This is a genomic window from Bacillus sp. CCNWLW194 (assembly GCF_037120585.1).
GTDB lineage: Bacteria > Bacillota > Bacilli > Bacillales > Bacillaceae_G > Bacillus_A > Bacillus_A basilensis.
On record NZ_JBBBBL010000007.1, the window covers coordinates 217709 to 236639 of the forward strand.

The 18931-nt window shown below is 36.5% G+C and carries 17 protein-coding genes; 5 read left to right on the top strand and 12 right to left on the bottom strand.

Going from position 1 to position 18931, the window contains the following annotated elements; translation table 11 throughout:
* Window positions 1-10: 10 nt before the first annotated feature.
* Together V7S50_RS17845 and V7S50_RS17850 are read left to right on the top strand one after the other, a co-directional pair.
* Window positions 11-1234: a class I SAM-dependent methyltransferase gene (locus V7S50_RS17845; RefSeq protein ID WP_242254656.1), complete on the top strand. Its 1224-nt coding sequence runs from the start codon at window positions 11-13 to the stop codon at window positions 1232-1234.
* Window positions 1231-2154 carry an NAD-dependent epimerase/dehydratase family protein gene (locus V7S50_RS17850; RefSeq protein ID WP_242254659.1) on the top strand — a complete coding sequence of 308 codons (924 nt, stop codon included), beginning with the start codon at window positions 1231-1233 and terminating at the stop codon, window positions 2152-2154. The genes V7S50_RS17845 and V7S50_RS17850 overlap by 4 nt, the downstream gene beginning before the upstream one ends.
* Here the strand turns inward: V7S50_RS17850 and V7S50_RS17855 are convergent.
* Window positions 2123-2908 (bottom strand): glycosyltransferase family 2 protein, encoded by a 786-nt coding sequence (locus V7S50_RS17855; protein ID WP_242254722.1) that lies wholly within the window; start codon window positions 2906-2908, stop codon window positions 2123-2125. The genes V7S50_RS17850 and V7S50_RS17855 overlap by 32 nt on opposite strands.
* 348 nt (window positions 2909-3256) lie before the next feature.
* Between V7S50_RS17855 and V7S50_RS17860 the strand changes: the two genes are divergently transcribed.
* Window positions 3257-4141, top strand: a complete 885-nt coding sequence (locus tag V7S50_RS17860; RefSeq protein ID WP_242254661.1) for a DMT family transporter — start codon at window positions 3257-3259, stop codon at window positions 4139-4141.
* 56 nt (window positions 4142-4197) lie between these two features.
* Here V7S50_RS17860 and V7S50_RS17865 read toward each other — a convergent pair whose 3' ends face one another.
* Window positions 4198-5019 (bottom strand): pentapeptide repeat-containing protein, encoded by an 822-nt coding sequence (locus tag V7S50_RS17865; protein WP_242254662.1) that lies wholly within the window; start codon window positions 5017-5019, stop codon window positions 4198-4200.
* Between the two features lie 195 nt (window positions 5020-5214).
* Here V7S50_RS17865 and V7S50_RS17870 point away from each other — a divergent pair, with 195 nt between their 5' ends.
* Complete coding sequence (locus tag V7S50_RS17870; RefSeq protein ID WP_001207874.1) at window positions 5215-5391, top strand: DUF1272 domain-containing protein; 177 nt, start codon at window positions 5215-5217, stop codon at window positions 5389-5391.
* Between the two features lie 182 nt (window positions 5392-5573).
* Here the strand turns inward: V7S50_RS17870 and V7S50_RS17875 are convergent, their stop codons facing one another.
* The 10 genes from V7S50_RS17875 to V7S50_RS17920 all read right to left on the bottom strand — a co-directional run bounded on the left by V7S50_RS17875 (window position 5574) and on the right by V7S50_RS17920 (window position 18252).
* Window positions 5574-6635 (bottom strand): lactonase family protein, encoded by a 1062-nt coding sequence (locus V7S50_RS17875; protein WP_242254724.1) that lies wholly within the window; start codon window positions 6633-6635, stop codon window positions 5574-5576.
* A gap of 127 nt (window positions 6636-6762) precedes the next feature.
* Window positions 6763-8304: a gluconokinase gene (gntK, locus tag V7S50_RS17880; RefSeq protein WP_242254664.1), complete on the bottom strand. Its 1542-nt coding sequence runs from the start codon at window positions 8302-8304 to the stop codon at window positions 6763-6765.
* Between the two features lie 64 nt (window positions 8305-8368).
* The gene (gene gntP / locus V7S50_RS17885) at window positions 8369-9694 is read right to left on the bottom strand and encodes a gluconate permease GntP (protein WP_242254666.1); all 1326 of its coding nucleotides are present in this window, start codon (window positions 9692-9694) and stop codon (window positions 8369-8371) included.
* 404 nt (window positions 9695-10098) lie between these two features.
* On the bottom strand, window positions 10099-10767 hold the full coding sequence (gene fsa, locus V7S50_RS17890) for a fructose-6-phosphate aldolase (RefSeq protein ID WP_242254667.1): 669 nt from the start codon (window positions 10765-10767) through the stop codon (window positions 10099-10101).
* A 51-nt stretch (window positions 10768-10818) separates the two neighbouring features.
* Window positions 10819-11712, bottom strand: coding sequence for a phosphogluconate dehydrogenase (NAD(+)-dependent, decarboxylating) (gene gnd, locus V7S50_RS17895; protein WP_001195919.1), 894 nt, complete (start codon window positions 11710-11712; stop codon window positions 10819-10821).
* 112 nt (window positions 11713-11824) lie between these two features.
* Complete coding sequence (gene tkt / locus V7S50_RS17900; protein ID WP_242254670.1) at window positions 11825-13819, bottom strand: transketolase; 1995 nt, start codon at window positions 13817-13819, stop codon at window positions 11825-11827.
* Between the two features lie 39 nt (window positions 13820-13858).
* Window positions 13859-15343 (bottom strand): glucose-6-phosphate dehydrogenase, encoded by a 1485-nt coding sequence (zwf, locus tag V7S50_RS17905; protein ID WP_242254672.1) that lies wholly within the window; start codon window positions 15341-15343, stop codon window positions 13859-13861.
* A 350-nt stretch (window positions 15344-15693) separates the two neighbouring features.
* Window positions 15694-16242 carry a glucose-6-phosphate dehydrogenase gene (locus V7S50_RS17910; protein WP_242254675.1) on the bottom strand — a complete coding sequence of 183 codons (549 nt, stop codon included), beginning with the start codon at window positions 16240-16242 and terminating at the stop codon, window positions 15694-15696.
* Window positions 16243-16331: 89 nt separating this feature from the next.
* Window positions 16332-17285 (bottom strand): NADP-dependent oxidoreductase, encoded by a 954-nt coding sequence (locus V7S50_RS17915; protein ID WP_242254677.1) that lies wholly within the window; start codon window positions 17283-17285, stop codon window positions 16332-16334.
* Between the two features lie 13 nt (window positions 17286-17298).
* Window positions 17299-18252: an LLM class oxidoreductase gene (locus tag V7S50_RS17920; protein WP_242254679.1), complete on the bottom strand. Its 954-nt coding sequence runs from the start codon at window positions 18250-18252 to the stop codon at window positions 17299-17301.
* Between the two features lie 386 nt (window positions 18253-18638).
* Here V7S50_RS17920 and V7S50_RS17925 point away from each other — a divergent pair, with 386 nt between their 5' ends.
* Window positions 18639-18929 carry a MerR family transcriptional regulator gene (locus V7S50_RS17925; RefSeq protein WP_242254681.1) on the top strand — a complete coding sequence of 97 codons (291 nt, stop codon included), beginning with the start codon at window positions 18639-18641 and terminating at the stop codon, window positions 18927-18929.
* Window positions 18930-18931: the final 2 nt, after the last annotated feature.

Below are 18931 nucleotides of genomic sequence, written 5' to 3' on the forward strand. Positions count from 1 at the left end.
GGGCTATAAAATGGAACAGAAAAAATGCCGTTTTTGCCACTCATTTCTAACAAATACTTTTTTAGATTTAGGTGTTTCTCCTCTCGCTAACTCATTTGTAGCTCCAGAACACTCATATAAAATGGAACCATTTTATCCATTGCACACGTTTGTTTGTCACTCTTGTTTACTTGTGCAATTAGATGAATTTGAATCTCCGCACAATATTTTTCATGACTATTTATACTTTAGCTCTTACTCATCAAGCTGGTTATTACACGCTAAGCAATATGTAGAAATGGCGATTAAGCGTTTTAACTTAGCAAACCATTCGAAAGTAATTGAAATTGCGAGTAACGACGGGTACTTATTACAATACTTTCAAAAAGAAAATATTGAGACGTTAGGAATTGAACCAGCAAAAAACGTAGCAGAAATTGCTATCCAAAAAGGAATTCCTACTGAAGTGAATTTTTTCAGCAATGACTTAGCCAAAAAATTACCGCAAGCAGATTTAATTATCGCAAATAACGTATTGGCACACGTCCCGAACTTGCATAATTTTGTGGCAGGTTTAAAAACGTTATTAAAACAAGATGGCACGATAACAATTGAATTCCCGCACTTATTAAACCTCATATCCTTCAAACAGTTTGATACGATCTACCACGAGCACTTCTCCTATTTCTCACTTATAAGCCTTCAAAAAGTTTTAGCTCACCATCATTTACAAATTGTTGATGTAGAAGAACTTTCAACGCACGGTGGTTCATTACGTATTTTTGTAAACCATCTAAGTGACCAATCCACTATCCATTCCAATGTTACAAAACTACTCCAAAAAGAAGTCAATCACGGGCTAGATACATTAGATTGCTATCTTCTTTTTTCTAAACGCATAGAACAATTGAAAATAAGTATTTTACAGTTTTTTATCGAAGCGAAAGCTTTAAACAAACAAATTATCGGTTACGGTGCTCCAGCTAAAGGAAACACCCTTTTAAATTATTGCGGGATAGGAAAAGAGTTTCTAGCTTATACAGTAGATAAAAACCCTCACAAACAAAATCTCCTTCTACCAGGAACCCGCATTCCAATAAAATCTCCTGAAGAAATTAAACGTACAAAACCTGATTACATTCTCATACTTCCTTGGAATTTGAAAGACGAAATTATGAAGGAATGCTCTTTCATTCGTGAATGGGGCGGCAAATTTTTAGTAACAATACCAGAAGTTGAGGTAATTGAGCCATGAAAAAAATCCTTGTAACAGGCGGTAGTGGATGGATTGGTAAATATGTTGTACATTCTCTTATTCAAAAGGGCTATGAAGTGCACGCCACTTACAATACAAATATGCCTTCCCATCTTTCTTGCCATTGGCATAAAGTAAACTTACTTTGCGATGAAGAAGTAAAAAAACTCATTTACGCCATGAAACCTAGTCATCTCATTCATTTAGCTTGGGAAGCAGTGCCGCCAGCATGCTATGTATCCATTCATAATTACTATTGGCTGACATCCAGCATCTCATTGATTCAACACTTCACAGCATGCGGTGGAAAGCGTGTCGTCGTCGCAGGTACTGGCGCAGAGTATGAATGGTTTAACGGCGTATTATTTGAAGATTCACCGCTTCTTTCCTATAAAACCCCGTATTCATTATGTAAAAACGTACTACACTCCTGGCTACAATCATACGCACGACAAACAGGCCTCAGCATGTGTTGGGGCCGCATTTTTCATATGTATGGCCCTCAAGAACAAGGGAATCGACTCGTTTCTAACATTATCACTTCCTTATTAAAAAATGAGGAAGCACTATGTACACATGGAAAACAATCAAGAGATTTCCTCCATGTGGGTGACGTCGCTGATGCTCTCGTAACAGTACTAGAACGCGACGTTACAGGCACAATCAATATCGCTTCTGGTCAATCTGTACAAATTAAAGAATTAGCTTCTATCATCGCTAAGAAGATAGGAAAAGAACATTTAATAAAATTAGGTGCTATCCCTTTCTCTAAAGATGAACCTTTATTTGTCGGAGTTAATATAGACCGTTTAAAAACTGAAGCAAACTGGAAACCAATATACGATCTAAATACTGGAATCGAAGAAACAATTTTATGGTGGGAATCATTTATAAAAAAGCATAACGATACGCAACACTAAAACGTAAATCCCTCGCCCCTCTTGCTAAATCCTTATACCATTCTTCTAATTTTTCAGGCGTAATAATATGGTGCGTTCCCATTCCCCCATGCTTACTAGCTTCAGAAAGAGTCGGACCAATTTGTAATTTTCTCTTTCTCATCGCATCGTTCCATGGACTGAAACCAAACCATGCAATACATGCAAGTGGCGGATAAATCATAGATTCATGTGCAGATAAATGTCTTCCAACCGTATAACTTCCGTGTTCATGATTATGAATAAATCTACCTCTTCTCCATAACGGCCAATCTTCTGGTAAATAACCGTGAAATCGTTGTTTCATTAAAGGTATTCCAAAGTTAAGGTCCGGATAATTATAGTTAAGATCATCGACCATAATAAGCCCTTCCAGCCAATACATCCTCCCTCCCAATTCATTCAGTGATTTCCAAAACTGATTTTTATCTTGTACGCAAAGAAACTCAGTCGTATTTAAAATCATTTTCCATCCTTTTACTTCTTGTTCCACCCTCATCACTTCATGATCTGTCGCAAATGCATCAAACTCTGGATTTACAGAATCTCGCACTTCCCAATGCGGTGCGAATTTTTTACAAATTTCAACTGAACGATCTGTAGATCCTTTATTAATTAAAATGCCATGATCAAACAGTTTCGTATGATGCTTAAGCCACCATGGTAATAAATACTCTTCATTATAAAAATGAGAGATAACGGTTGTAGTAATGTAAATCTCCTCCTCTTTCTCTATTAATCTACTTTTTCATCCTACTCCTAATATACTTATCAGTTATGTAATTTGTTTCTTTTATTTTAAAAATATGTGTTTCTACCATATACTATGTGTTCTTACACAACCTCCATTTCTATTTTCTAAAGAATCAACTCCATACAATAAACATCCCAATAAACTGAAAATTACGTTATAATATCATTATAAAATCTGAAGGAGGAATGCACGCATGTACTACAACACTTCATTCGAAAACGATCAACCTGTAGGCCGTCTATAAAATAAGACGGGCATTCATTTAACACATACACTATGCCTCGTCTTAGGGAACTAATATTACCCTAAAAATAGACGGAGGTACTTCAAATGAAACAAACAATTTTAGGCGCTATATGCTTATCACTAGCAGCAAGTATATGGGGTGGTATGTATGTTGTTAGTAAATATGTACTCGACTTTATCCCACCACTGACACTCGTTTGGCTACGCTTTATCATTGCTTTTGTGGTTTTATATGCATTTTTGATAATTGCTGAGAAAAAGCAAAAGAAAAAAGTAACCATTCGCAAAAAAGATTGGCTCCTATTCGCTTGGATTGGATTTATCGGATACTTTATTTCAATCACTTGTCAATTTATCGGAACAAAATTATCCGACGCTCATACTGGCTCTTTAGTAACATCAGCTACACCTGCATTTATGGTTATATTTGCAGCGATTATTTTAAAAGAAAAACTAACCGCTCGTAGACTGCTATCTACTATAATAGCGACAATCGGTGTCATTATCGTAATCGGATGGGATATTGAAATTGGCTCCTATTTTTTCGGAACAATCATATTAGTTGGGGCCGCTATTACGTGGGCTTTACTATCTATTTATGTGAAGATTGCTGCAGCCAAATTTTCATCTTTAGTTATTACAACATACGCTATATTCTTTTCACTCTTTTTTATTACACCTTTTATGATATGGGAATTTCAAACAAACCTGATTGAAGATTTGAACATGTATGTAGTATTAGGCGTACTTTATTTAGGAATCGTCTCAACAGCAGGTGCCTTTTTCCTTTGGAATAAAGGATTAGAATTAATGGATGCTAGCATCGGTTCCTTATTTTTCTTCTTCCAACCTATCGTTGGATCATTGCTTGGTTGGCTACTCTTAAATGAGACATTAAATAGTAACTTTTTTATTGGTGGTATTCTTATTATATGTAGCGTTTTAATTACTACTTTTGAAAAGAAATGAAAAACAGGCAGAGATTCTTAATCTCTGCCTGTTCGTATAATTTCACTCCATACTCTTTACGCACTCCAATGCGATGGACGGGACAACAATTTCGGCAATTTCGTATGTTTGTCCCCTTTCGCCGCATTAACTTGAACTTGCGTAAGAAAAATACTATTTGTAAAGTCTGCTCCGCGAATATCAGCATCTCTTAAATCTGCTCCGATGAGATCCGCCCCGCGTAAATCTGCACCATTTAAGTTCGCCGCAATTAAATAAGCACCCCTTAAATTCGCGCCTTGTAAATTTTTCTTTTTCAGGTTTGCTCCCATAAGATCTGCTCCGCGGTGAATGATTCGCTTCTTACGCGCAGCATTCATTTCTTTCCATACTAGTTCGCTCGTTTCTAAAAGTAAAACATTTACTTCTGCACGGTGTAATGGAACATTTATTTTCATTAACTCATCTGAACTTAAATTTGATAGACGCTCAGTCTCTTCAATTGCTTCCTTCAGATCTTTATAAATCGGCTGCGTCGCCTTTAATAGAATAGCCTCATTCAAATACCAAAGCATTTCATGAAGCTGATGCATAACTGGAAAAGCATCATACATTTTTCTCGCATGCTTAGTATCTTTCCGCCAATCAATCCCGTTAAATGTAACTTGAGAAATTTTCTGTCCAGCGCCAAAACATTCAAATACTGTACAACCTTTATAACCTTTTCCTCTAAGATCTTTATGTATGCTACATTTATAATCTGACTGTAAATTAGAACATGGTTTACCACCATCTTTATTCACCGCAAAATCTACCGATGCTGCGAACGGCAACGCCACGCAACATAGACCGAAGCATTTTTCACAGTTTGCTTTTAAATGATCGTTATGATTAGTCAAAATGTATACCCCCTGTTGTCTTTTGACTATTTCATAATATTCTAACTGCATGAAATAATCAATTTAAAAATAAACGAGCATCTTTCATTTCAAATCACAACTTTATCATCCGATTTCCTTTCAATTGAAAAAGACAGTTTCTACCTAATGAATTATAATTAAATTATAAAAATTTAAACGAAAAGGAGAATTACTATGGCACTACAAATGAAAACAAACTGTCAAATTTGCGACCAATCGCTCGAGCAAGATTCTGAAGCTTACATTTGCGTGTATGAATGTACATTTTGCGCACCGTGTACAGAAGAAAGACATAACGTTTGTCCAAACTGCGGCGGCGAGTTAGTACGCAGACCGAAAAAGAAACAGTAAAAAGCAAAGCGATATCGCTTTGCTTTTTTTAGACAGCTGAAATTATATCAACGATTTTTCAAATATATCGAACACAACTTAAAATATATCAACGATTTTTTCAATATATCGACGTTTCGCCAAAGGATATCGACTTACCGACAAATAACGACATTTCTATACCCATTCAGCTTCAACACAACTTAAACATTTAAAAATTTAACACAAACAGGTTCTGGGACAACAACATCAGATTGTAATAGTGTTAACTTCCCTGTCGTTTCATTTCTTGAAAATAGTACAAGATTATGTGACTTTTCATTTGTAGCAACAAGGAACTTTTCAGTAGGATCTAATACAAAGTCTCTTGGCCAATTTCCTTCTGTAGATGTATGTTCAACAAATGTAAGCTCACCTGAGTTTTGATCCACACTGAAAACAGCAATACTATTATGACCACGATTACCTGCATATACAAAGCGGCCGTCAGAAGAAATATGAATCGCACTTCCTTGATTATTTTCATCAAATGCTTCAGGAATGGTAGAAATATACTGTAATTCTGTAAAGGCCCCTTCTGACGGATTATATGTTAACACAATAACCTCTGAACTAAGCTCAGTCATCACATATGCATACTTTCCATTTGGATGAAAAGTAATATGTCTCGGACCACTTCCTGGATTTACAGACAAGCTATTCACTTCTGTTAATGTACTAGCTTTTATTTCATACGTAATTAATTTATCTATCCCTAAATCAACGCCCACTACATATTTTTCATCAGGAGTATATCCCGCGTAATGTGCATGTGGTTTTTCTTGTCTTTCTTTATTCGGACCTGAACCTTCATGTGCCATAATAGATGCGGCAGGATTTACAGTTCCATCTTCTTCATTTACTTCAAAAGACTCAATCGTTCCTTTATGGTAATTTGCTGTAACTACTGTATGATTTCCACTATCAACACTCACATGACAAGGAGAAGCCCCTTCTACTACTTGTCTATTTTCTTCCTTTAGCTCCCCAGTTTTACTATCAATTGAATAAGCAGCTACACCGCCAGAGTCGCCTTCCTTAACAACAGAATAGAGATATTCATTATTTCGGTTAATCGTTACATATGTAGGGTTATCCAGCTTTGCCGCAAGTGCTACATTACTAATTTTTTTGGCTTCCGTATCTAAAGTAAACTTATATATTCCTTCACTATTTTCTTTCGTGTATGTTCCAACATATCCAATAAACTCTTTGTTTTCCTTCATTTTCATAACCCTCTCTCCCTATATTTTTCGTTCATCATACTTCTTAAAATATTTTATGTTGAAAGAGTATCCTAAAAAAATTGGAGTACCTCTTTATACGTTACCATATTTCTCTGCTAAATAGCCTTTAAACCCACTTTTTTTGATACGCTGCTATACTTTCATATTCTTCTTCCAATTGACGTGACAGACGAATATAGATTGGTGTTAAATCTTTATATTTTTCCACACTTTCCATGTTTGGTTCATGATAAAAATTTGCCCCAACCATTTCAGAAACTACATGTAACGTATCTACTTCACCTAAACTATATAAACCGAGGATTGCAGCTCCTAAGCAAGAGCTTTCGAAACTTTCGGGAACATATACGTCTTGATGGAAGATATCCGCCATCATCTGTCTCCAAAGTTCCGATCTTGCAAAACCACCTGTCGCTTGAATTTTTTTCGGTTCACCAATGAGTTCTTTTAAAGCAAGTAGAACCGTATACAAGTTATACATTACCCCTTCTAAAACAGCACGAATCAGATGTTCTTTCTTATGGTGCAATCCAAGTCCAAAGAAAGATCCTCGCGCATTTGCATTCCATAAAGGAGCTCTTTCCCCCGCTAAATACGGGTGAAATAATAAACCGTCAGATCCCGGATTCACTTTTGCTGCTATTTCAGTAAGCACTTCATATGGATCTTTTCCTAAACGCTTCGCAAGTTCAATCTCTGAAGTGCCTAATTGATCACGAGCCCACCTAAAAATCATACCGCCGTTATTAACTGGTCCACCGATTACCCAATGGTCTTCAGTTAGAGCGTAACAAAAGATTCTACCTTTTGGATCTGTTACAGGACGATTTGTTACAGCACGTATCGCGCCGCTTGTACCAATTGTAACAGCCACAACCCCAGGATCTATTGCATTTACACCTAAGTTTGATAGTACTCCATCACTCGCTCCTACTACAAAAGGCGTAGAAACAAGTACATTCATCTCTTTTGCAAGTTCTTCATCTAATCCTATTAAGCTGTGCGTCGTTGGAACAAGTTTAGAAAGCTTTTCATCTGAAATCCCTGCAACACGAAGAGCTTCCTCATCCCATTTTAAAGATTTCAAATTGAACATTCCTGTTGCTGATGCTATTGAATAATCAATGACATATTCCTTATATAACTTATAAAAAACATATTCTTTGATCGAAATAAATTTATAACTTTTTGCGAACAATTCTGCCTGCTCATTCTGTAACCAAACTAATTTCGAAAGTGGTGACATCGGATGGATTGGTGTCCCAGTACGTAAATAAATTTCATGACCATTCATATCATTCTTTATTTTTTCTGCCCAGCTTGCACTTCTATTATCTGCCCATGTAATACATCTCGTTAATAGATTCCCCTTTTCATCTACAGCAATGATACTATGCATTGCCGAACTAAAAGAGACACAAAGAATATCATTCGGCTGTACACTACTTACTCGTACAGTTTCTTTAATCGTATTTATTACTGCATGAAAAATTTCTTCTGGGTCTTGTTCTGCTGTTTCTGGCGTGGGAGAATATAAAGGATATTCAATTCCATGACTTGCAATAACAGATCCATCAGTAGAAAATAGAACTGATTTTGTACTAGTTGTCCCAATATCTACACCAATCATATATTTTGAACTCACCATTTCTTCCTCCTAACAAAAAATCGCTACAGCTATCTTTCTAAATTCATATAAAAATATCCTTATTTTAAACAAACATATCGAGTAATAAAACGCCTCCAAAAGCGATAAATGAAAGTAATGTTTCTAATACTGTCCATGTTTTAAATGTTTCTTTCACTGTTAACCCTAGGTATTCTTTTACCATCCAAAAACCAGCATCGTTTACGTGCGAAAACATAAGTGCTCCTGCACCTGTTGCAATGACGAGTAATTCTAAATTCACACCTGTCGTATTTTCAACGATTGGTGAAACGATACCCGCTGCTGTTGTTAAGGCGACTGTCGCTGATCCTGTCGCAATTCGAATTAATCCAGCCACCATAAATGCTAATACAATTGGAGATAGAGCTAAATGCTCAGACATTTGAGCAATAGCATTCCCTACGCCACTATCGATAAGAATTTGCTTAAATCCGCCGCCAGCACCAATAATCGCAACAATAGAACCGATTGGTAATAAGCTATCTTCTGTTACCTTCTTAATCGCCTTTTTATCGATACCTTGACGAAATCCAAGAAAATAGAACGCTGCAAAACATGCAATCAAAAGCGCAATTATAGGACTACCGATTAATGTGACAATCTTCATTAAAGTATCAGAAAGGGGAACATAAGGAGCTGCTGCAGCTAACACCATTAACATTACAGGTAACAATATAACTAAAAACGAGACTCCTATTCCTGGTAATTTCGTTGATTTTGTATTTACACGAATCAATTCTGGCTCATTTTCAGGAATTACACGTTTGTAAATCCATTTAGCGAATATAGGACCTGCAATAATCGCTGCAAAAAATGTAATAATGAGTGAATAAAGAAGTACCTTTCCAAGGTTCGCTTTATAAATACCAATTGCAACGATTGCCCCTGGATGCGGAGGAACAAGGCCGTGTACGACAGATAGCCCAGCAATTGCTGGTAATGCTATCAATAAAATATTTTGTTTCGTTGTTTTATGAATAGAAATTACTAACGGCAATAATATTAAAATGCCTACTTCAAAAAACACCGGAATTCCAATAATAAAACCTGCAATTAACATCGCCCATGGTAAGTTTTTTATTCCAAAGGATTTAATAAAGAACTCTGCCACTTGCATTCCTGCACCTGATTCTGCCATCATTTTCCCTAAAATTGTACCTAAAACTAAAATACCTACTAAATGCCCGAGAACACTTCCGACTCCCGTTTCATAAGCACTCACTATTTTATCCATTGGCATTCCAGACATAATTGCTAAAAACAAACTTGCAATCGTTAAACTAATAAATGCATGCCACCTCCACCACGACACCCCTAAAATAACAATTACAATCGATAATAATGTAATAATTAAAAGATACATATTCATACTCAATTCCACCTAACCCTTTATGTAAACCCTTTCAATATTACTTTATAATTAAGAGAACCTATATAGTTCTTTCTTGAGTAAAAGATACATCTACATATTGATATACACTTAAAAAGCAGATTCACATCATAATGATTTATATAAAAAGAATCTCCCTTATCAGAGATACACTTTAACCCATCTCTCTAATAAGGGGATTTCTCTTTAATAATTATAACATTATTGTGATAAACGCTTCACGTGAGCAACTTTTCCTTCTTCAAAAGTGAATGACACTTTCTTCTCTTGCTATTTTCACATAGTAAGACTCCAAACTCGGGATCCAAGTTAAACGATGAAGTTACCTAGAAATCTTTCCTCTCATGAAAAGCAATTTTCGGAAAGCCTCTCACTTTTATACATTATAATTTAGGTGCTTTCGCCCAATCTGCAGCGAACTTTTCAATACCTTGATCTGTTAATGGATGCATAGCAAGTTGTTCAATTACTTTATAAGGGATTGTTGCAATGTGAGCACCTGCCATCGCTACACGAGTTACATGATCTGGGTGTCTGACAGAAGCTGCAATAATTTGTGTATCTAATTGATGAATATCGAATAGCTCAGCAATTTTCGCAACTAAGAGCACACCATCTTCAGAAATATCATCTAAACGTCCTAAAAATGGAGAAACGTACGTTGCACCTGCTCGAGCAGCTAAAAGTGCTTGGTTCACCGTGAAGATAAGTGTAACGTTCGTTTTAACACCTTTTTCAGTAAGGTAGCGACAAGCTTCTAATCCTGCTAGTGTCATCGGAAGTTTAATTGTAACTTTTTCATCGCCACCGTTAATTTTAATCAGTTCTTCTGCTTGGTCGATCATCTCTTCAGCTGTAACAGCATCTGGCGTTACTTCTGCCGAAACAGATTCAACTTTAGGTACTGCCTGACAAATTTCTGCGATACGGTCTTCAAACTTAATGCCCTCTTTTGCTACTAAAGACGGGTTCGTTGTAACACCAGCTAAAACTCCAAGTTTATATGCTTTTTTTATGTCCTCAAGATTTGCAGTATCAATAAAAAACTTCATGATCAATTCCCTCCATTTTTTAAACGTCAATGAGTTAAATTTTTAAGATGTTTATTTCTTTTCTACAGCATGTCCGCCAAATTCATTGCGCAGAGCTGCTACTACTTTTCCCGTAAATGTATCATTGTCTAATGAGCGATAGCGCATTAATAACGACATTGCGATAACAGGAGTTGCTGTTTGAAGATCTAATGCTGTTTCTACTGTCCATTTTCCTTCACCAGAAGAATGCATAACACCCTTAATTTCATCCAGTTTTGCATCTTTAGAAAATGCATTTTCTGTTAATTCCATTAACCATGAACGGATTACTGAACCGTTGTTCCATACTTTTGATACTTTTTCATAATCGTAGTCAAATTCACTTTTCTCTAGGATCTCAAATCCTTCACCAATAGCAGCCATCATACCGTATTCAATTCCGTTGTGAACCATTTTTAAGAAGTGACCACTACCAGCTTTTCCAGCATATAAGAATCCATTTTCTACAGCAGTATCGCGGAAGATAGGTTCAACGATGTCCCAAGCTTCTTGATCTCCTCCGATCATGTAACAAGCACCATTACGAGCGCCTTCCATTCCACCAGAAGTTCCTGCATCCATAAAGTGAATGCCATCTTTCTTTAATTGCTCATATCGGCGAATAGACTCTTTATAATGTGAATTACCCGCTTCAATTAAAATATCTCCTTTTGAAAGCAATGGTGTAACCTCATCAATAACAGAATCAACAACAGCGTGTGGTACCATTACCCAAAGAATTCTTGGTGATTGTAATGACTGAACAAGTTCACTTAAACTAGATGTACCTGTAGCCCCATACTCTTTCATTTCTTCTACTGCGCTCGTATTTAAATCAAATGCTGCTACCTCGTGTTTATGATCCATTAAATTTTTCCCTAAATTTAATCCCATTTTACCTAAACCAATTAATCCTACTTGCATAATATAATTCCTCCTCAAATCATCTTTTATTAAAAATCCATATCACTACGATTTTGAATACCTTTCAACACTGATAAGTTGATCTGTCCAGAAAGGTATTCACAGTCATAGCTTAAGAATTCAATACATTTTTTGTAATTTGAACAACATTTTCTGTCGTAAATCCAAATAGATTCATGACTTCAGCCCCAGTTCCTGAAGCTCCAAATGTTTCAATCGATAATATTTTTCCTTCTTGTCCTACATAACGCTCCCAACCGAGAGATACACCCATCTCAAGAGATACTCGTTTCGTTACAGAAGACGGAAGAACGGATTCTTTATATTCTTTCGATTGGTGATCGAATAGCTCCCAGCTTGGCATTGCAACGATACGAACAGAGACATTGTCTTCTTCTAGTTTCGCTTTTGCACTAGCAGCTAAGGATACTTCAGAACCTGTCGCAATTAAAATCACATCCGGATTTTCATTCGTTTGTGCTAATACGTAAGCGCCTTTAGAAAGATTCTCTATGTTCGCTTTCGTTTCATGAAACACCGGTAAATTTTGACGGCTGAGTACTAAAACGACTGGACCATCCGTTTGCTGTAAAGCATAAGCCCACGCACTTGCTGTTTCATTTGCATCTGATGGGCGGATAACTGTTAAACCAGGAATTGCCCGAAGAGCTGCCAATTGTTCAATTGGTTCATGCGTTGGACCATCTTCTCCTACAGCGATCGAATCATGTGTGAATACGTAAGTAACAGGTAACTTTTGCAATGCAGCCAGTCGAATAGACGGACGAAGGTAATCATTAAATACAAAGAATGTACTTACGAACGGTTTTACTCCTCCATGAAGAGCCAGTCCATTCGCTGCCGCGCCCATTGCATGTTCACGTACACCGAAGTATATATTTCGGCCAGCATACGATTCTACTGCATACACTGCTTCACCTTTTATATCTGTCATCGTGGAATGAGAAAGATCCGCACTTCCACCGAAAATAGAAGGAATCGATTTCACATAATGATTAATAGCTTCCCCACTTGCAACACGAGTTGAAATCGTTTTTTCAGTATCGAAGGATAAAATATCTTTCGCTTCGATTAAAACCTCACCTGTAATCGCTTTTTCTAATTCATCTGCTAGTGCAGGGTTCAACTCTCTGTATAAGTTGAACTGCTCATTCCATTCGTTCTCTTTTTCAGTACCCTTTTGTTTCAGTTCATTAAAATGAGCTGTTACTTCTTCCGGTACAAAGAAGTCTTCCTCATAATGCCAACCATACACTTGTTTTGTCGCTGTCGCTTCTTCTACTCCAAGCGGGTTACCATGTGCTTTGTTCGTTCCAGCAACTTTTGGACTTCCGTAACCTATAATGGTTCTAATTTCTATAAGAGTAGGTTGGTCCGTATTGTCTTTTGCTAATTGAATAGCTTTTGTAATAGCATCAACATCGTTTCCATCCTCAACTCTTACATATTGCCAATGGGCAGATTCTACCCTTTTCTGAATATCTTCAGAGAAAGCAATGTTTAATTCACCGTCAAGTGAAATTTCATTTGAATCATACAGCACAATTAACTTGCCAAGTTTCATATGCCCCGCCATTGACATCGCTTCATAAGCGACACCCTCCATTAAATCACCGTCTCCAACTAAAGCGTACGTATTATGATCTATAATAGAGTGACCATCCTTATTAAACTTCGCTGCTAAATGCGCTTCTGCCATTGCCATTCCGACAGCATTGGCAATTCCTTGTCCTAACGGGCCTGTAGTCGCTTCAACTCCGGAAGTATGACCAAACTCAGGATGTCCTGGTGTTTTACTATTTAACTTTCTGAAGCTTTTCAAGTCATCAATCGAAACGTCATATCCAGCTAAATGAAGTAGGCTATATAGTAGGCTCGATCCATGTCCCGCCGATAAAACGAATCGATCACGGTTAAACCATTTTGGATGATTAGGATTGTGATTTAAATGATTCGCCCATAGTGCATAAGCCATTGGTGCTGCTCCCATCGGAAGACCCGGATGACCTGAATTTGCCGCATTAATAGCATCAATTGATAACGTACGAAGTGTATTCACTGCTAATTGATTTATATTTTGTGTCATAGTAATCGTCCCCCTAAATGCTTTCATTAAAGAAAGTACTTATTTTTCCATTTTTTGATCTAACCACCATTTAAATTCACTTTCTTGCAATAGTTCATTAGACGCATCTGGACCATATGAACCCGACTCATATTCATGAAGTGGCAATAAGTTTTCCTCAAATGCTTCAAGAATTGGTTGTATCCATTCCCATGACAATTCAACTTCTCTCCAATGTGCAAAGAATGTAGCGTCTCCACTCACAGCATCATGAATGAGTCTTTCATACGCTTCAGGTACTCCCACATCCGCTTGCTCACAAGTAAAGTTAATACGGATCGGTTCAATTTCTCCATTTTTCAATGGATTTTTACTATTTAACTGTAATGAAACATTCTCACCTGGGCTAATTTCAATTATTAATAAGTTAGGTGCTGCATTTGGATTATTATCTTGATATTGTTGTTTTAACGTATTTTTAAATTCGATTACAATACGAGTAGACTTTTCTTTCATTCGTTTTCCTGTTCGGATATAGAAAGGAACGCCTGTCCAAAATGGATTATCGATCCACAAGCGAGCAGCAACAAATGTGTCTATGTTAGAAGAAGGATTTACTCCTGGCTCCTCTTTATATGCTACAACTTGCCCGCCTTTTATCTCTCCTGAAGAGTACTGTCCGCGAATGATATGGTTGTGAACGTCTTCTTTTTTCACTTTACGAAGCGTTTCCATTACCTTTCGCTTTTCCTCTCGAATTTCACATGCGTTAATTTTTTCCGGCAGATTCATAGCAGTCATCATTAATATTTGTAACATATGATTTTGAACCATATCACGAATGGCTCCTGCCTGATCATAATATCCTGCTCTTTCTTCAACCCCAACTGTTTCACTCGCTGTGATTTGTACATTCGCTATATGTTCTTTATTCCAAATCGATTGAAGAACAGGATTTGCAAATTCAAGTGCTTCAAGGTTTTGAATCATCGGCTTACCTAAATAATGATCAATACGGTATATCTCGTCTTCTTCAAACGTTCGACTAAGCTTATCGTTAAGCTCACGCGCAGATGTAAGATCGTGCCCAAACGGTTTCTCGATCATCAGACGTTTCCATCCATCCGTTTTATCGAGTCCGCTTTCCTTAATATTTAAAGCAATTGTCTCGAAAAATTCAGGTGCAACTGAAAGATAGAACATTCTATTACCTTGTATATGTAGTTCTTCTTCCCTTTCACGAACAACTTGTAATAATCTCTCATAGTCTTCCGGCTTACCCACATCTAATGGGCAATAACGAAAATTATCTAAAAAACTTTCGAGTTCTGGAGTACCTTCTTCTCTATGACGAGAAAACGTCTCTATTGATTCTTTTATTCTTTTTTGAAAATCTTCATGAGATACTTGACGTCTCCCAAGCCCGATAACGGATATTTGCTTTGGAAGCTTTTGATCTCTATATAAGTTATATAGTGCGGGGTAAATTTTGCGTTTCGCTAAGTCCCCTGTCGCTCCAAATAAAACAAAGGTCATTGATTCCAATTTTAGTCCCCCTCTTGTTGTATAATACTGGTCAATATATTAAAAATGAATTGTACAGAAGCTCATGTCTTTATAAAAAACAAAGAGTTATCAACTTCCAATTCTTTTTATACCTCTCGCTTTCTAATTGTCCCCAATATTAATAGTGGCAATTCAAAGCATTTCTACCACAACTTACTTATTTATAGAATTTAACGAAATATTTTATATCTGATTACTTTTAGTAATTAAATAATCTTATGTTTAGTATATTAACCACATAAATTATTATCGTCAATAAAAATGTCTTGGATTAAATACTATTTATTTCGTAATACTTTTCTAAGTTTATTCCTAGTTACCATTCATTTTCAAAGATAATGATCAATATAATAAATATCAGTTTCATCAAAATCTTCAATTAATTTTTTGTTAAACTCATGGGCAGACGTTACATTATGACCAAAAGGCTTCTCTATAATAAGACGGTTCAATCCTCTTGTAGCCCACAATCCACTTTCCTTAATATTTAAAGTAATGACATCAAATACTTCTGGTATAACAGATAGGTAAAACATGCGGTTTTTCGGAATGTTTAATTCTGCTTCACGCATCTTTACAAGACTCAACAAATCTTGATAGTCCTCTATATTCGCTGTATCTAATTGACAATAACGAAATGTGCTAATAAATTCTTCTACTCCTGATTCGTCATCAGTAGATATTCTAGAAAATGTAGCAAGGGATTGTTCTACCTTTGTTTGAAATTCCACATCTGACATTACCCTTCTGCCAATACCGATAATCGAAATAGATTGCGGTATATTTTGATTACTAAATAGTTTGTATAAAGCAGGGTAAATTTTGCGTTTCGCTAAATCCCCTGTCGCTCCGAATAAAAGAAATGTCATTGAATCCATTTGTTCTCTCCCTTTTAAAACAATTGCTAGAATAGAATATATCAGCTCATTCGCTACTTAGCACAATACTGTCTCTAAAACCTCATACTTTACCAATGTTTTTTCAATACAATTTTGCCAAGAGCACGTTCTGACTCACTTATGTGGTGCGCTTTTTTTACACCTTCTACATGTAAAGGCAACACATGCGTTACAACAGGTTTAATTTTCCCACTCTCAATTAATTCTGTAATAAGAGAAAGTTCATATCCGTTAGGTTCAGTAAATATATGGTCACTCTCAATATTTTTCTCTCTTGATATCTCGGTTTGCGGAATTTCCATACCTTTTGGACCATAAATAGACGCTAACTTTCCATTTGGTGCAAGCACTTTATAACTATCCTTTAGTACATCTCCGCCTAACACATCAAATACAATATTGTAATTATACAGAAGTAGAGAAAAGTCTTCCGTTTTGTAATCGATGACAGTATCAGCGCCTAGATCCTTTACAAACTGCATGTTTTTCGTACTAGTCGTTGTTGCAACATGTGCACCGAAGCTTTTCGCTAGCTGAATAGCAAACGTACCAATCCCGCCAGATCCAGCATGAATTAAAACCTTATTACCTTTTTGAACATTAGCGAACTTCACTAAACTTTGCCAACTTGTCAAACCTACAAGAGGGATTGATGCTGCTTCTTCAAAAGATAGATTTCTCGGTTTTTTCGCGACATATTTCTCATCTACAGCCACGTACTCTGCATAAGTACCGTTTCGTTCAATATCTGGACGACTATATACTTCATCCCCCACTTTAAATGCTGTTACATTTTTCCCTATACTAGCAACTACACCTGCAACATCCCATCCTAAAACGAGCGGGAAGTCATAAGAAATTACATCTTGAAGTAAACCTTCACGTATTTTCCAATCCACGGGGTTTACACCAGCTGCATATACTTCAATCAGTACATCGTTTTCTCCCCATAGGGGTGTTTTCATTTCAATCTCTTGTAGTACACTTTTATCTCCATATTGCATAAGTCCTATCGCTTTCATTCTTTCCACTCCTTTACAATGCAGGGAAATGAGGAAGTACTTCTTCCCCTAGCTCATCCAACACTTCATTAGCCGGGCGTTGACCATCAAATAGAGCAAGGAACAAATGATTCACACCAATACTTTTATATATATCAAGTAATTCAATTAGTGCCTTACGTCCTGTACGGTAACCTAAACGTATCGGTGTAGGACGTTCATTTGGATCTTCAGATAAGTCTAAATGCATCGGTTGTATAAATGGTTTGAATACATCTGGATGATAATCCTCTACTAGTTCTCTCCATTGTCCAATTGCTGCCGCCTGATGCACCGGACTACGCGGGTAGTACATCCATCCATCACCATGTTCAGCGAACCAGTCCATATTTTGCTGACTAAAACCTGTAATAAAGGTTGGAACACGTTTAGACGGTTTTGGAACTAAATTCGCTCCATTCACTTCTCCTAGTGTCGACTGGATAGACGGGAAGTTTTTATACAAAATCTCTTCCAAATAAGCAAACGCTTCTCTAAACTTTTCACCTCGTGTTTCATGACTAACACCTAACGCCTTGAAATCGGCACGTCGGTCACCTGATGAAACACCAAGCATAATTCTTTCTGGAAACAGTTGATCCAATGTCGCAATTTCTTTCGCTACACGCAATGGATGGCGAAGTGACAATACAGTTGCCGATGTTCCGAATGCGATTTTCTCTGTTTTACTTGCTAAATACGTTAAATAAATCATCATATCGTAAATTTGACCTGTTGCAGGATCACCAAAGTCAGGGTCTTGCAGTAAAACATCGCGAAGCCATACGCCTGTAAAACCATATTGTTCCGCTTTTTGTACCAACTCTACTTGTTTTTCCATCGTTGGAACATGAAACTGATAATTTTCAATCGGAATGTGAACTCCTAACGTAAGTTGATTTTTCGCAAACATACGATTATATCCAAAATGATTCGCAAACTTTTCCATGTGTTTCACTCACTTTCCTTCATTCATATAAATCTATACTTTTCATATTTCTTCTCAAAATTCATAGGCAATACTGTAACACCACATTGTTGCCGATTGTCATCGTTATAACTTCTTTGTGCTACGAGTGTTATTATAAATCGGTCATAACATGAATAACAGTACGTACTTTAAAGTGATGTAGGCACTTTTAAGTACCTATACTACATGCTTGCTTATCACTTTCAGCATTAAGTCATGCTGCATAAAATAACAGTTCCCCTTCCTTCAGCAACTTCCAAAGTGACTTTTGCATATGCGCTACACTATTTCACGCAATCCCCTTTTCTTTATAAAAATTCCTCAAACAAAATGATTGACTTGGAGTGAAAGGAGCTTAATTACAAATGAATTATATATTCAGAATATCAGATATTGCAAAGAAAACAGGATTAAGTACAGATACAATTAGATACTACGAAAAAATTAACCTTCTTCCCCCAGCTAATAGAAATGGGAATAATAATAGGCAATACGTTCAATTAGATATCGATCGAATACTTTTCATTAATCATCTAAAAAGAACACAAATACCATTACATACAATACAAAAATATATGGAATTCTCACGAACCAGATTCATAATATTATACTTATTTTTTGTACTTTGCTATGCTATAACCACGAACAGGAGGTAAGG